Source organism: Variovorax sp. V116, from assembly GCF_041154435.1.
Classification (GTDB): domain Bacteria; phylum Pseudomonadota; class Gammaproteobacteria; order Burkholderiales; family Burkholderiaceae_C; genus Variovorax; species Variovorax paradoxus.
The window spans coordinates 4696494-4710847 of record NZ_AP028661.1 but is presented as its reverse complement, the minus strand read 5'-3'; the positions used below and the strand labels follow the sequence as shown (position 1 = coordinate 4710847).

Sequence of the window (14354 nt, the reverse complement as noted above, 5' to 3'; positions counted from 1 at the left end):
TTCTATCGCAACGAAGGACTGCACATCACGCGCCCGGAGGGCGGCGAGCATCAGCCAAGGAGGGCGCTCACTCGAATCGTGCCGCGAGCAAGCTGATCATCCTCGATCGCCCCGACACACACGAAGCAGTCCTCTTCCATGTGCTGGTAGATATGCCTCGCTGCGATCCTGGGCTCGCCATTTCCCATATCCCCCGGTGCAAATGCGACGACGATCAGCGCGTGAGAGGCGCATCGGTAGCCGGTCGCCCGGAATGCCTGCTCCGCTGCACGCTGCGGCCTGTAGTCGCCTGAATCGATCCCGACCCCCAGGGTAGGCCATCGCGCACCGCGAAACACGACCTCTATGTCCAAGATGTCGATCTTCACGATTGGGTTCTTGCTGACACGCTCCAGGTCCCGAAGAAACCGGGCGCGAACGCCGGGGCCCTGCGAGGACCTTCCAACTGGCAGAGCAGCCCTTACAACGGCAGCGAAATCGGGGCAATCGCGCGGCTCTGGCGCCGCGTCGCTTTCAGAGTTCACGACGAACCCGACCCTTGTTGTGTAGGAGCGCGGCGCCGAACTTGCCGATTAGGTAGATTTCAAGCGCTGCCGCGAGATACTCGTGTTTCTCAAATGGGACGTAGAGGACGCCGCTCATCTCATTCCACACGTCCCGCTTCGGCTTGAGTTCGCCCATGTTGAACGCTCCGCGAACGAGTACATGGCGGTGCAACCTACCAAGGACACCCCCAGCTGCGCCTTCCTTTAGCGCCTTGGCAATGCCAAGGCCCACATAAGAAACGTTCTCGTTCTTATCGAGGATGGCATAGCATCCCCCTTGGCGCACGGATTCCGACACATTTGTCTCGTCTAGGCGAACCCACCGCGGGATTTTTCCCGACACGTCTGTCGACCAGTGCAAGCTGAAGAACTTCCGAGTTGCAGCACGCAGCGCTTGCGTGCTGATTGACTTGTGAATAGGTGAAGTCATCTGTTCTCACTCTCCTCATCGAGTGAATGACTGTAACCGAGGAGAACCAGCGGCGAACGCCTTGCGCTGTGCATCCCTCCGCTGCCGGATGCTCTCTGACATCTTCGGAATCGGCCGGCTCTTGTTCACTTGATTGAATGCCTCTTGAACCGGCGAAACGACTTCCGCTCTTTCTAAAAGCAGCCTATGCTTTGTCGATCAGTGCACCGATGTCTTCGAGCTGACGGTCTCGTTCCTCTCGCGAGATGTATCGGAACGAAAAGTGAAACGGCGCGAAGATCGTCTTCTGACTGGACTCACTAAGCACTGGTAGTGAGCGGAGATGTCCGATCGGTTCAGACGGGAGGCAACGAAATTTTTTTGAACGCTTCAGCATCGACAGCACGGACTTGGGGATGAATATGTACCGTGCTGATCCATCTTGGACCCATTCCTCGAGTTGGGAAAGATGGGACTCCTTCAGCTGAGCCTTCACTGGACGCCCTGAGCCGAACGTCGGCAAGTGCAGAAGCTCGACGAACGATACTTGGTCCGCGTGCTCGTGGCCAAACCCGATACGGGCAAATCGTTCATGGTAGCCACGACCGCTTCCACGGTATGAGGGAAGCAGAAATGGGTGATGGTGGTGCTCCTTGTTCGTTTTCCAGAACCGAACGCCGTCCTCCAGGTACGCACGGACGTCTGGATATGCGTCCGAGTTTTCGATCCCGTGATCAAAGTTCGCATCAAGACCGAAGAAGAGGAAGCGTGCCGAATCCGGTGCTGCGCCTTGATACGGCTTCGCCTCGAAGTATTGCCGCAGCACCTCTGAAGGGTGGATGCCGTAAGTCATGGTACTGACCTCAGAATGCGGCGAGTTCTTGCGAACGCTGCCTGCGTGGATTGGTCGGCCGAAATTTTGAGAACCGGCAGACCCTTGTTCACTTGCTTGATGACGTAGTGGCAGCGTACTTGAAACGCGATCTAGCTATTCGGATACTGTCGGCGGTGCTGGAAGGTGAGGTGACTTGCGAACGTGGCACAGCACGTGTTGACGAACACTTCGAGAAGCTTCTTCGGGTCTGTCGGAATGGTGAGACCTTGCGAGTCAAGGCCCTTCAAGTAGTACGTGAGCGGCAGCAAAGCTTCCGCGTCTAGCTTGATCTCCAATCGGTGGCTGATCCTGTTCCGCAGCGTGTTCATGTGCTTAATCGCGGGGATGGGATCGAACTTCTGGTCCCGCACCAGCTCTTCCCATTTCAAGAGGTTCATCCGCTGTCCGAATGTTAGCTTCGCCTTCTCCCAATCGAGCTGTGTCATGGTCGCCTTGAGGTACTCGTCCATGTAATGCTCAATCACGAGGTGGCATGTCAAGAAGTAGCCGAGCAGGCCGTGGTCGATTTCCGCGATTCGTTTCCAAACCACCGAGCCATCCTCAACGCCGCCGAACATGGGTGGAAGACGTAGAGGGTGCTTGTTCATCTCACAATCTTAGTCGCTGATCGCGCTTGCCAAGCCAAATCACCAGTTACGCCGCAGCCACCTGGTCGCACAGTTCGACGCCTACTTTGACTCGATCGACCTTGCACTGATCTCGCAGCGTCTTCAAGCGCTCTGGGTCAGCTGGCAGCGATTCCACGGTCTCGGTGGGCTGTGACTTATCGGTAGGCACGCGGTGAAGTCATCTTGATGGACTGAGGGCCGGCAGACATCGTGTCCACGATGAATTGATCTGCGCTTCGCCAGCCTGCCTAAGTCGTGGATCTCCGCTTCGCCAGCCTGCCCAAGTCGTCGATCTCCGCTTCGGGTCGGGAGTTCCAATGCGTGCGGGCCACGACGGGTCGTAGTGGCCTGCCCGCAGGCTCCCGCCGGCAAGTTCCGACCTCGAAGATATAGTAGTCGTTGAGGGCGGCGCGCATCGATTGACAGGTGACTGCCGCCTCTGACTTTCAGATCGCGACCGGCGAACGATTCTTACCAGTCTGGAGCCGCTATTGGCAAAGGAACTGGGCCTGCACCTATGCTGCCAACCTGTGCTCGTAATACGGCCGCTCGCGGTCATCGAGGACCGCGTACGAGGCCTCCAGGTTCGCGCGATCCGGCCTCAGCCATGTGTCGACGTTCTCCGGCTTGATGGGGATGATGCAGCGGTCGTGGCCCACTGCCGCAATCTCTTCCGGAGGTTCATCGGAAATGGCAGCGAACGAGAGCAGGTCGGGCTCGCCCGGCGCCGACCACACGGACCAGAGGCATGCGACCAGCATGTCCTGCTGCGGCCGCGGCCTGAACTCGAGCACCACATCCTCGCCCTCCCGGTCGACGTGCTCATAGAAGGCATTGGCGACCATGATCCCGTGCGACCGGCCGAAGACGTCCTTCCAGAACCCTTCCAGGTTGTCGCGCCGGGCGTTGTAGGTGCCGGGATAGAGCGCATCGAACTTCGCGGGCTTGCCGGCGGGCCGGCACTGATAGCGCATGGGCTTCACGATCCGCTGGCCGTCCTCCCAGATCATCACGGGGACATACACGCCCGGAAAGATCCGCGCATCGCGCGGTTCGAGCTCGACGCGGTTCAGGTCCGCCAGCTTGCCCAGACCCCACTCGATCTTCGCCGTGGCGATCCGCACATCCTCCACCGCCTTCTTGGTTTCCTTGACCTGGAGCTTGCGTTCGGCGTCGGCGAGTCGCTTGCTTTGCTTGAAGAGGTCCTGCTCGAGCGCCATGGCCTGTTCGGCGTTGAAGGCGTCGATCAGGCCCTTGATCTCCCGCTCCTCGTCGGACTCGGGGTTCATGAACGCCGCGTCGACCGCCTTCGGGATCTTGATCCTGGGATTGCCCTGGCGCTCGTAGTACAGCTTGGCGAACGCGCGCAGCGACAGGACGCCGCCGAACTGGCGGAAGAACCGCTTGTAGTCTGCGCGGATCTGGGCTGAGTAGCACATGCGTCCCATTGTGGCGGGGGTTCCGGCTTCGCCGGGCGGGGATTTTCCTTGGGCGTGCAGGCGGGTCGGATTTCACAAGGCGGCATGGCCGGGGGCAGATTTGTAAACCTTCTTGCTCACGCCCCTGCGCCGGATGGATACTGTTCATCCATACAGTATTTGGAGTCCTTTTGGCCATCCCCCTGTCATGGGCCGATGGCGATGAAGCGCCATCGGCCCGCGAAAGTTCACTGCCGTCAGAGCGGCCACGGCGCCCGCACGTCGTGCTGCCGCACGCGGTCGAAGCGGCCGTCTGGCGCGGCGATGCGCTCGGCACCCCGGTCACTTCGGCCGTGAGCACAGGGTTCGAGCGCCTGGATGCTGAGCTGCCGGGCGGCGGCTGGCCCTGCCAGTCCTTGACCGAGGTGCTGCAGGTCCAGCCCTCGGTGCTCGAATGGCGGCTGCTCGCGCCCGCCATGCGCACGCTGGTCGCGCAGGGCCGGCAGATCGTCGTCATCGGCCCGCCGAAGGCTCCGCACCTGCCGGGGCTGCGCCACCTCGGCCTCGACGAGCGCCACCTGGTCTGGATCGCCGCCGACAAGCCCGTCGAGCGCCTGTGGGCGACCGAGCAGCTCATCAAGGCCAATGCCGCTGGCATGCTCGTGAGCTGGTTGCCGCAGGCCCGCCAGGAGCAGATCCGGCGGCTGCAGGTCTGCGCCCAGGGCTGCGACGGACCCGTCATCCTGTGCCGGCCAGCCGCGGCCGAGCACGAGTCGTCGGCCGCCCCGCTGCGTCTGCAGGCGCGCTTCGGCGTCGATTGGGAGCTGCGCATCCACCTGCTCAAGCGCAAGGGGCCGCCGCACGAGGGGGAACTGACGCTCTCCTCGGTGCCCGGTGGCCTGGAGGCCATCCTCACGCCGCGCCTTCGCCACCCGAGCCGCCTGATCGCGGCGCGCCAATCCCGGGAGCTTTCCCATGCTGTGGGCAGCCCTTCTTCCCGACAGCCTGCCGGCCGACCCGCAGCCGCGCACTGAGGCGCTCGATGGCCTCGCGACGTGGTGCCTGCAGTTCACGCCCCGCGTCGCGGTCCTCGAAGCGCTTCTGTCGTGTCCGGCGGTCGTGATGGAAGTCGAACAGAGCGTGCGCCTGTTCGGCGGCAAGCGCCGCCTGGTCGAGCGCGTGCGCGAGGAATGCCCCGACCTCGGCGTCCGGCAGCTGAGCTGGGCGCCGACCAGCCTCGCCGCGCTCGCGGTCGCCCGGGCCGGCCTGTCGAACGGCTTCGCGAAGCCGCTCGCGCAACTGCTCGACGCGCTGCCGCTCGAAACCCTGACGCAGGTCGCGGCCCACCAGGCGACGCTTGCCCGGCTCGGCTGCCGGACCCTGGGCCAGGTGCGGGCCTTGCCGCGCGGCGGCCTGAGCCGGCGCTTCGACGCCCAGCTGCTCGCGACCCTCGACCAGGCCTACGGGCTGCGGCCGGAGACCTATCCCTGGGCGCAACTGCCGGAGACCTTCCGCGCCAGGCTCGAGCTGATGGCGCGGGTCGAGCATGCGCCCGCCATGCTGTTCGGGGCGCGTCGCCTGATGCTGCAGATGGCCGGCTGGCTCATGGCGCGGCGGTCCGGCGTGACCGCGTTCACCTTGCGCTGGTGCCATGACGCGATGCGCGCCAGGACCGCCGGTGACGGCGGCGAACTCACCGTGCGCACCGCCCAGGCCACGCGCGACACCGAACATCTGATGCGCCTGCTGGCCGAGCACCTGGGCAAGGTCGAGCTGCTCGCGCCCGTGGGCGACCTGGAGCTGCTCGCGACCGAGGTGCAGTCGCTCGAGGAGAAGAGCCGCTCGATGCTGCCCGAGGCGCAGCAGTCGGGCGAGAGCCTGGCCCTGGTGCTCGAGCGCATCGCGGCGCGGCTCGGGCCCGACCGTGTGCTGCGCCCCGTGATCCTCGAAGACCACCGCCTGGAGTGGATGTGCCGCTGGCGCCCGGCGCCCGAACCGGCGCCACGGGCGCGGTGCCGAACGGTCGACGTGCCGCAGCCGACCTTCATCCTGCCCAAGCCGCTGCGCCTCGCGACCCAGCACAACCGCCCGATCTACCAGGGCGTGCTGCAGCTGCTCGCGGGGCCGCATCGCGTCGAGGGCGGATGGTGGGACCGCACCGTGGAGGAGGGCGGCGGCAGGAATCCGGGCGACGGCCCGCAGGAGACCACGCGCCAGGCGAGCCGCGACTACTGGGTGGCCGTGAGCGAGCATGCCGGCGTGCTGTGGATCTTCCAGATGCGGCTCGCGCAGGACGAGACGGCCTGGTTCCTGCACGGCACCTTCGCCTGAGAGATCTCCCATGGAACTGCCCGAGTACGCCGAGCTGCGGTGCGTGAGCAATTTCAGCTTCCTGCGCGGCGCGAGCCAGCCGGACGAGCTTGTCGAGCGCGCGAAGCAGCTGGGCTACGCCGCGCTCGCGATCACCGACGAATGCAGCCTGGCCGGTGTGGTGCGCGCGCATGTGGCGGCGAAGGACCATGGCCTGAAGCTGCTGATCGGCAGCCAGTTCCTCGTCGAGCCCGATGCAGAGCTCGACCCGGAGGCCGCGCCCTTCACGCTTACGGTGCTGGCTTGCGATCTCGATGGCTACGGCAATCTCTCGGCGTTCATCACCAAGCTGCGGCGCAGCTCCGAGAAGGGCACCTACAAGCTGACGCTCGCGCAGATCCGCGGTGCCGAACTCGCCGACTGCGTGGTGCTGGCCTCGCCCCGGCGCATGGCCACGCCGGCGCAGCTGGGTTGGCTCGGGACCTGGCTGCTGCGTGAGTTCCTCGGGCGCTGCTGGTTCGCCGTGGAGAAGCTGCGCCTGCTCGATGACGAGATGTGGCTGCATCGCCTGGGCGAGGTCAGCGCGGCCACGGAGATTCCGCTGGTGGCCGCGGGCGACGTGCATTTCCATGTGCGCTCGCGCAAGCCGCTGCAGGACGTGATGACCGCGACGCGCCTGGGCAAGCCGCTGACCGACTGCGGCCTTGAACTGCAGCCCAACGCGGAGCGGCATCTGCGCACGCGGCTGCGCCTCGCGCAGACCTATGCGCCCGAGTTGCTCGCGGAGACGCTCAAGGTGGCGGCACGCTGCAGCTTCAATCTTGAGGAGCTGCGCTACCAGTACCCCGACGAGGTGGTGCCCGCGGGCGAGACGCCCGCCGGGTACTTGCGCCGCCTCACCTACGAGGGAGCAGGGCGCCGCTGGCCCGATGGCATCCCCGCCAAGGTCCAGGCGCAGATCGAGCACGAGCTCGCGCTGATCGCCGAGCTGAAGTACGAGCACTACTTCCTCACCGTGGCCGACATCGTGATGTTCGCGCGCTCGCGCCACATCCTCTGCCAGGGCCGCGGCAGCGCCGCGAACAGCGTGGTCTGCTACTGCACGGGCGTCACCGAGGTCGACCCGGGCCGCATGAGCGTGCTGTTCGAGCGCTTCATCTCCAAGGAGCGCAACGAGCCGCCGGACATCGACATCGACTTCGAGCACGAGCGGCGCGAGGAGGTGCTGCAGTACCTCTATGCCAAGTACGGGCGCGACCGCGCCGCGATCACCGGGGTGGTGATCAGCTACCGGCCGAAGAGCGCGATCCGGGACGTGGGCAAGGCGCTGGGGATGTCGCTGGAGACGGTGGACGCCCTTGCCAAGGGGCACCAGTGGTGGGACGGGGGGGCGGTGCGGCCGGAGCGGCTGCAGGAGCTCGGGCTGTCTGCGGATTCACTGCAGGTGCAGCAGCTGCTGCACCTCACGGAGCAACTGATCGGCTTTCCGCGGCACCTGAGCCAGCACACGGGCGGCTTCGTGCTCACGAAGGGGCCGCTGTGCCGCATGGTGCCGATCGAGAACGCCTCGATGCCCGACCGCACGGTGATCGAGTGGGACAAGGACGACCTCGATGCGCTCGGATTGCTGAAGGTGGACTGTCTCGCGCTCGGCATGCTGACCGCGATCCGCAAGGCGCTGGACTTCATCGGCCTGCGCCAGGGCTGCGTGTTCGGCATGCAGGACATCCCGGCCGAGGACGGCACCACCTACGACATGATCTGCAAGGCCGACACCATCGGCGTGTTCCAGATCGAGAGCCGTGCGCAGATGAGCATGCTGCCGCGGCTGAAGCCGCGCTGCTTCTACGACCTGGTGATCGAGGTCGCGATCGTGCGGCCGGGGCCGATCCAGGGCGGCATGGTGCACCCGTACCTGAATCGGCGCCAGGGCCGGGAGCCGGTGGTCTACCCGAGCGAGGCGCTCAAGGAAGCACTGGGCCGGACGCTGGGGGTGCCGGTGTTCCAGGAGCAGGTGATGCAGATCTCGATCCTGGCGGCGGGCTTCACGCCGGGCGAGGCCGACGGCCTGCGGCGGTCGATGGCGGCGTGGAAGCGCAAGGGCGGGCTCGAGCACTACTACGCCAGGATCGTGGACGGCATGACCGCGCGCGGCTACGAGGAGAGCTTCGCGAAGGCGATCTTCGAGCAGATCAAGGGGTTCAGCGAGTACGGCTTCCCGGAAAGCCATGCCGCGTCGTTCGCGCTGCTGGTCTACGCGAGCTGTTGGATCAAGTGCCACCACCCGGCGGAGTTTCTCGCGGCCATGCTGAACTCGCAGCCGCTCGGGTTCTATTCGCCGTCGCAGCTCGTGCAGGACGCGCGGCGCCATGGCGTCGAGGTGCGGCCGGTCGACGTGATGTACAGCGGCGTGGACTGCACCCTCGAAGACCTCGCGCACGAACCGGCGGTGCGGCTCGGGCTGCGCATGATCGGCGGGCTCGCGTCGGCCTCGGCGGGGCGCATCGTCGAGGCCCGCGTGCAGCAGGTGTTCGACAGCACGGAGGACCTGGCGCTGCGCGCGCAGTTGGAGCTGCACGAGATGAAGCTGCTGGCCGCGGCCGACGCGCTCATGAGCCTGTCGGGTCACCGGCGCCAGCAGGTCTGGGAGGCGTCCGGCCTGCGCGCGGCGCCCGGGTTGCTGCGCGAGGTGCCGGTTGATGAGGATTTTCTGGAGCTCGACGCGGCGCCCGAGGGCGAGGAGATCGTGTTCGACTATGCGTCGACCGGCCTGACCTTGCGGCGGCATCCGCTTGCCCTGCTGCGCGAGCGCCTCGTGCGGCGCGGGCTCATGACGGCGCGGGATCTGGACGGGATCGACAACGGTGCGCAGGTGAGCCACTGCGGCATCGTGACCTTGCGCCAGCAGCCGGAGACGGCGAAGGGCACGATCTTCGTGACGCTGGAAGACGAGACGGGTGTGGTGCAGGTGATCGTCTGGAAGAGCCTCAGGGACGTCCAGCGCGAGGAACTGCTGGGCGCTCGGCTCATGGCCGTTCACGGCAGGTGGCAGCGCGAGGGAGCGGTGAAGAACCTGGTCGCGACGCGGCTGGAAGATCTGACGCCGCTGCTGGGGCGGTTGGCGGGGGCGACGGTGAGCAGGGATTTCCGGTAGCAATCGACGTAGTAATGGTCTACCTGCAGCGGCCACCGACATGGTGACTGCCCTTGCCGCTGCGGCCGCCTCCACCGACACGCCGGCTAAGCGCCAAGGCGGCCAACTTCATGGCGGAGGACTGACGCATGGCCCTGCAGATCAACGGCGCGCAGGCGCGGTGCGCTTGCTTCCCGCGGCGCAGGTGCGCGAAGTCTTCGGCATTGTTGGCGGCAAGCTGGGGCCGCTGCTGCACGCCGTCGCGCAGCAGGTGCAATTGCGCTTCGTCGAGGTGCGGCAACGAGGGCGCGGGGCCATGATGGCGGCCGCAACCCATGCCGCGCCGGGGCGGATCGCGGTGGCGCTGGGCGAGATGGGGCCGGGCGGCCTCAACATGGCCTCCGGTCTTGGCGTGGCCTTGAACAACAACCTGCCGCTTCAATGCACGTCGGTATGTCTCGCTTTTGAGACGAGGACTTCCGAATCAGCGGTAGCTAGGCTCCGGCTCCAGTCAAAGTCGCTATAGCGCACCTCAGGTGCTGTTCGCAGGCGCGGCACCAGTCCAAATAGAACGGCCGGCGCACTCAAGAGAGGTCTGTATGGGGGCGCAGAAGGGCGCGAGACGCTTCGGATCGTTGATCCGGCGGCGACTATTCCTCGAGAAGCTGATATGGCCTGAGATTCAGTGCCAATGCGAGGCGCTCGAGATTGTCGAGTGAAATGTTGCGAGCCTGACGCTCAACGTGGGCGACGAACGTCCGATGCAGTCCTGCTTCGAATGCCAAAGCCTCCTGGGACCACCCCTTTGCTCCGCGCTGGCGGATCAAATTCAAAGCAAGCACCTCCCTCGCCGAGGCTTGGGGTTGCTTCGAAGAATTCCTAGGACTGGTCACGGGGGAAGTCTTCGAGAAAGCTGCTTTTACGTCAGCCGCGTTTGAGTCACAATCGAAAGACCTGATGGCTCTACAAGAGGTCTGTGGTCATGCGAAATGTTCGGATGCCGTCGCCGTTTCCCACCGCGCAATTGCCGAAACTGCCGGCGTCGATCACGCGCGTTCGGCCGAGGCAACCAGCACCGGTCGTGCGCAGCCTGTCCGCGGCGCGCATCGGGGCGCAGGTGCGGGCGCTGCGCATGGCGGCCGAGGTGTCAGGCGGCGAGCTGGCCAAGACCTCGGGGATTTCGGCCTCGATGCTGTCACGCATCGAGCGCGGGCTGGTCTCGCCGTCGGTGGAGACGTTGGAGCGCCTCGCGAATGGTCTTGGGGTGCCGACGTCGCGGTTCTTCGGGGACCAGGCGCGGCGCACTGACTTTTGCCATGTGCGTGCAGGACATGGTGTCCTGGTCGATCGCATCGGGGCGGTGGCCGACTACCGCTATGAGCTGCTGGGCCACCTGCTGTCGGGCAACCTGTTCGTCGAGCCCTACCTGGTCACATTGCTGCCCGGCGCCGATCCCTATGTGACCTTCCAGCATCCGGGTCTGAAGTTCCTGTACTTCCTGTCCGGAGAGGTCCGCTACCGCTATGGCGGCAGGACTGCGGAGGTGAGGGCAGGGGACTCGCTGCTGTTCGATGCGACCGCACTGCATGGGATCGAGGCCATTCAGACCCAGCCGGTCTCATACCTTTCAGTGGTGTTTACGCTGCGAGAGTAGGCCTGTTCCTGGCGGCACTGCCGCGCAGCGGGGCGACGCGGATGTCCGTTCGATGGTCTCCCCGAATTCGCTATGTGCCGAATTCACCTCTCTGTCCGGCTCCATTTCTCGGTGTTCGGCATGCCGAACACCGAGAAAGTCTCGAACGGTCGCAACAGCGGAGGTCTTTTGCTTGATGGCGCCGTGAGGAAACTTATGCAACGGCCGCGTGGAGTTGCTCCGCGAGCGGAATGAATTTTCGGGTTCGGTAGCCTGGAGCGGCGGTCGCAGGACGACGTCGAAACTTCGAGGGAAAAGTGCTCGTGCGGCTACGAGGGCGGGATCGTTCCGTCTACCTCCGTCATGTTCGGCATGCCGAACATTGATGGCGGTCTTCGAGCTGTCGATCGACGGCAACGCTCCGGAGCCGCGAAACGGCAAGGGGAGTTCGACGCTGGAATTCCAAGGGCAGAGTCCTTGTGCGGCTATGAGGGCTGGCTATGCCGACGGTGGCAGCTTGCGTTTGGCTTTGGCGACCTCGGATGAGAATGCAGCTTCGTTGAACGGCCATGGTTCTGGTGGCAGGTTCGCCGTGAACGAAGACGGGGGCGACACAGTGAACTCATGGGCGATGGCATCAATCAGTTCATCGGGTGCCCCCTCCAGATTGTCGAAGAGCGCATAGTCATTGACCAGATCAGCAAACTTCTCGCCTTCCGGTGTGAGGCAGTTGTAGAGAATAAAAACCAACTCGATCCAGGAAAGTTGCGCGCGCACAAGCGCGACGTAGTGCCACTTTTGAACATCGTCGAGTTCAGAGGTGTCGATCCACCGCAGCAGACGGTACAGGGTGCGAAAGACGGCATCCAACTCCGATCGATGCATACGGATGACTTCTTTGTAGCCCCAGAGCGCGATCATGAAAACGTTGGAGAGGTTGCCCTTTTCTTCGGCGTCCCCGGTTGCGGACGCCCTGCGTATTTCCCCAAGATAGATCTTCGCTTCCTCTTCATCGAGGGCCCCAAGGCCTTCGGCACGTTGATGCCTCTGCATCGCAACCACGCTCGAGAAGCGCTGCTCGTACATGGTTGTCAAGGCTTGACGTCCCTCGCCGCCGAGTTTGCTTTTCGTGGCCGAGAGAAGGGAGTGATAGTTGGCTAGCCATGAGAACAGCGACTGCTCGAATCCCTGGAGCACCGCACTTCGATGGGCACTGCGTATTTCTTCAAGCGAGGCCTGCAGTTCCTTCCGCTGCAGCATGAGCGTCAGGAAGATCAACGTGACTGTGGCGATTCCGACGAGGGGGTTGATAAGCCCGCCGACGTAGTCTCCAAACGCTCCCCAATCGCCGGGATCGCGGGACATTTTTTGCCCGCCAAAAGCATGGAAGTACACCAACAGGACGACGAGTGCGGCGAGGATGACGATGGCAACGATCCAATACGCAGCCATGAGCAAATGCTCGCTCATGGACGTCTTGGGGACAGGCGCATTGGTGGAGGTCATTCAAAGAACGGAGTAGTAAATCGCCAGCTGCGACGATTCAGCAATTCAATCATGGTCATAACCGGTATCGGTCGTGAGCATCACGGCGTTTGCTTCCACCCCATGGTGCGATTCATCGGCGCGGCGCCTCAGTTTGGGCTTCGGCGCGGACCGGGGGGTGCGTTAAAAAAAAGGCCAGTGTGTCGATCCGTGTCGCACGCACGTGGCCGGCCGAAATCCCATCGTGACGAGCGTAACGGACTGTATCAAAGTCGGCTGCTTTTGGGCAAAATCCGCCAGAAGGAGGAATTCATCGATGGCCCGCCGCAAAAGAACCAGCCCCGCCGAAGACGTGGTCGACCTGATTGCCTTGTTGCCTTGGTATGTGGGGGTCATCCTGGCTCTTGCCGGGTACCTGCTGCTCCACCGCATCGCGATAGCGCCCCTTCCCAGTGCCCTTGGCCCCGGTGAGGTGGGCAATGCGATGGTCGGAGCCGTGGGGCGCGGCCTGGCGACTGGCGGGCAGTACATCGTGCCGATCCTCTGCCTCGCCGGCGCAGCCATCTCTGCTTGGCGCCGTCACGCGAGGCGTTCGTTGATGGACAACGTGACCCGTTCAGACGCTCCCGACATCCTTGACGACATGAGCTGGCGAGAGTTCGAGATGCTGGTGGGCGAGGGTTTCCGCCTGCAGGGCTACCAGGTCGCGGAGAACTTCGAGGCGGGTCCGGATGACGGCATCGATCTCACCCTTCGCAAGAACGGAGAGAAGTACCTGGTGCAATGCAAGCAATGGCGGGCCCTCAAGGTCGGCGTGCCCGTGGTGCGCGAGCTCTATGGCGTCATGGCGGCCAAAGGGGCCGCCGGTGGATTCGTTGTCACTTCCGGTCGATTTACGCCGGAGGCCGAAGCGTTCGCCAGTGGTCGCAACCTTCGCCTGCTCGACGGCCCGCAGTTGCACCGGTTGTTGAAGCAGGCCCGAGGCGGCTCTTCGGCCAAGCCCGCCGCCGACATCAGGGCGACGGAGCAGGCCAGCAACGCAGCGCCCCAAGCGGCGAAGACAGCCGCCCCGAGCTGCCCCAGGTGCACGCAGCCCATGGTGCGACGTACGGCCAGAAAGGGAGCCAACGCAGGCCAAGAATTCTGGGGGTGCTCGGACTATCCGCGGTGCCGCGGCACCGCTTGAGCATGGGCACAGGCGTCCACTTTGCTCGTCGATCTGGAGAACGTCCAACCTTCGCCGCAGGAGGGGGAGGCTTGGCTCGGCAAAGCCGCCAGTGAGCTTGCCAAGGCGGCGCCGACGAGCTCACCGCCGACCGACAGGCTCGCGGCCTGAGCACATCGCCGCTGGCAAAATCGCCAGCATGCGTGTCAAGCAGATCGAAGATCTCCCCATGGCCACAAGCGCCGAGCTGTACCAGCTCAGCTGGGTCATCGAGCAACTCATGGCCGACCCCAGGCGCATCGTGCAGGCGCGCTCGCAGCTGCACATGGGCCAACTGGTGAAGTACTGGGACTGGGGCACCGGCAAGTTGCGTGAGGCTCGCATCGCGGCGATGAAGGACCGGCAGGTCTCGCTGATCGACGAGCAAAGCAAACAGCGCTTCAGCGTGCTGTACGCGGCCGTCGTGCCTGTCGATGATCAGCAGGCAGGCACGTCATCCTCACCGGCGACTGCAGCGCCGCTGAGGCCGCCGCCGGAGATCCATCACAAACAGGACTTCCGCATCGGCCAGCGTGTGAGCTTCACCGACCAAAGCCTGAAGCGGCATGTCGGAAAAATCGTTCGGATCAACCAGCGTACGGCCACCGTTCACTGCGACGGCCGTGCATGGCGCGTGGCGTTCGCTCTGCTTCAACACGTCACAGATGTCACGCCCTAAACAGTCGAGCCGTCAACAACGGCCTCGAGCGGACT

Annotated in this window: 14 protein-coding genes; 7 read left to right on the top strand and 7 right to left on the bottom strand. The window is 64.4% G+C overall.

Translation table 11 applies throughout. The features are described 5' to 3' along the window. Window positions 1-50: 50 nt before the first annotated feature. The 5 genes from ACAM58_RS22575 to ACAM58_RS22555 form a co-directional block, all read right to left on the bottom strand. The gene (locus ACAM58_RS22575; protein ID WP_369663576.1) at window positions 51-368 is read right to left on the bottom strand and encodes a hypothetical protein; all 318 of its coding nucleotides are present in this window, start codon (window positions 366-368) and stop codon (window positions 51-53) included. Window positions 369-513: 145 nt separating this feature from the next. Then, the gene (locus ACAM58_RS22570; RefSeq protein WP_369663575.1) at window positions 514-975 is read right to left on the bottom strand and encodes a hypothetical protein; all 462 of its coding nucleotides are present in this window, start codon (window positions 973-975) and stop codon (window positions 514-516) included. Window positions 976-1159: 184 nt separating this feature from the next. Continuing rightward, window positions 1160-1807: a hypothetical protein gene (locus ACAM58_RS22565; protein ID WP_369663574.1), complete on the bottom strand. Its 648-nt coding sequence runs from the start codon at window positions 1805-1807 to the stop codon at window positions 1160-1162. Window positions 1808-1938: 131 nt separating this feature from the next. Continuing rightward, complete coding sequence (locus ACAM58_RS22560) at window positions 1939-2406, bottom strand: hypothetical protein (RefSeq protein ID WP_369663573.1); 468 nt, start codon at window positions 2404-2406, stop codon at window positions 1939-1941. 566 nt (window positions 2407-2972) lie between these two features. Then, window positions 2973-3896, bottom strand: coding sequence for an SOS response-associated peptidase family protein (locus ACAM58_RS22555; protein WP_369663572.1), 924 nt, complete (start codon window positions 3894-3896; stop codon window positions 2973-2975). A 263-nt stretch (window positions 3897-4159) separates the two neighbouring features. On the opposite strand from ACAM58_RS22555, the gene imuA reads away from it, so the two are divergent. Genes imuA through ACAM58_RS22535 form a run of 4 tightly spaced genes read left to right on the top strand, consistent with a single transcriptional unit; the run spans window position 4160 to window position 9844 of the window. Continuing rightward, window positions 4160-4909, top strand: a complete 750-nt coding sequence (imuA, locus tag ACAM58_RS22550; RefSeq protein WP_369663571.1) for a translesion DNA synthesis-associated protein ImuA — start codon at window positions 4160-4162, stop codon at window positions 4907-4909. Continuing rightward, complete coding sequence (locus tag ACAM58_RS22545) at window positions 4851-6206, top strand: DNA polymerase Y family protein (protein WP_369663570.1); 1356 nt, start codon at window positions 4851-4853, stop codon at window positions 6204-6206. Before imuA ends, ACAM58_RS22545 begins: the two co-directional genes overlap by 59 nt. A 10-nt stretch (window positions 6207-6216) precedes the next feature. Further along, the gene (locus ACAM58_RS22540; protein WP_369663569.1) at window positions 6217-9339 is read left to right on the top strand and encodes an error-prone DNA polymerase; all 3123 of its coding nucleotides are present in this window, start codon (window positions 6217-6219) and stop codon (window positions 9337-9339) included. 40 nt (window positions 9340-9379) lie between these two features. Continuing rightward, on the top strand, window positions 9380-9844 hold the full coding sequence (locus ACAM58_RS22535; protein ID WP_369663568.1) for a thiamine pyrophosphate-binding protein: 465 nt from the start codon (window positions 9380-9382) through the stop codon (window positions 9842-9844). 124 nt (window positions 9845-9968) lie between these two features. On the opposite strand, the gene ACAM58_RS22530 is transcribed toward ACAM58_RS22535, so the two are convergent. Further along, window positions 9969-10160 carry a helix-turn-helix transcriptional regulator gene (locus ACAM58_RS22530; protein WP_150106816.1) on the bottom strand — a complete coding sequence of 64 codons (192 nt, stop codon included), beginning with the start codon at window positions 10158-10160 and terminating at the stop codon, window positions 9969-9971. 239 nt (window positions 10161-10399) lie between these two features. On the opposite strand from ACAM58_RS22530, the gene ACAM58_RS22525 reads away from it, so the two are divergent. Next, entirely contained in the window at window positions 10400-10972 is a 573-nt protein-coding gene (locus ACAM58_RS22525) for an XRE family transcriptional regulator (protein ID WP_041945567.1), read from the top strand. 477 nt (window positions 10973-11449) lie between these two features. Here ACAM58_RS22525 and ACAM58_RS22520 read toward each other — a convergent pair whose 3' ends face one another. Next, complete coding sequence (locus ACAM58_RS22520; RefSeq protein ID WP_369663567.1) at window positions 11450-12421, bottom strand: putative phage abortive infection protein; 972 nt, start codon at window positions 12419-12421, stop codon at window positions 11450-11452. A 331-nt stretch (window positions 12422-12752) separates the two neighbouring features. Here ACAM58_RS22520 and ACAM58_RS22515 point away from each other — a divergent pair, with 331 nt between their 5' ends. Continuing rightward, on the top strand, window positions 12753-13622 hold the full coding sequence (locus ACAM58_RS22515) for a restriction endonuclease (RefSeq protein WP_369663566.1): 870 nt from the start codon (window positions 12753-12755) through the stop codon (window positions 13620-13622). Window positions 13623-13800: 178 nt separating this feature from the next. After that, on the top strand, window positions 13801-14319 hold the full coding sequence (locus ACAM58_RS22510) for a hypothetical protein (RefSeq protein WP_028256539.1): 519 nt from the start codon (window positions 13801-13803) through the stop codon (window positions 14317-14319). The last annotated feature ends 35 nt before the right edge of the window (window positions 14320-14354 follow it).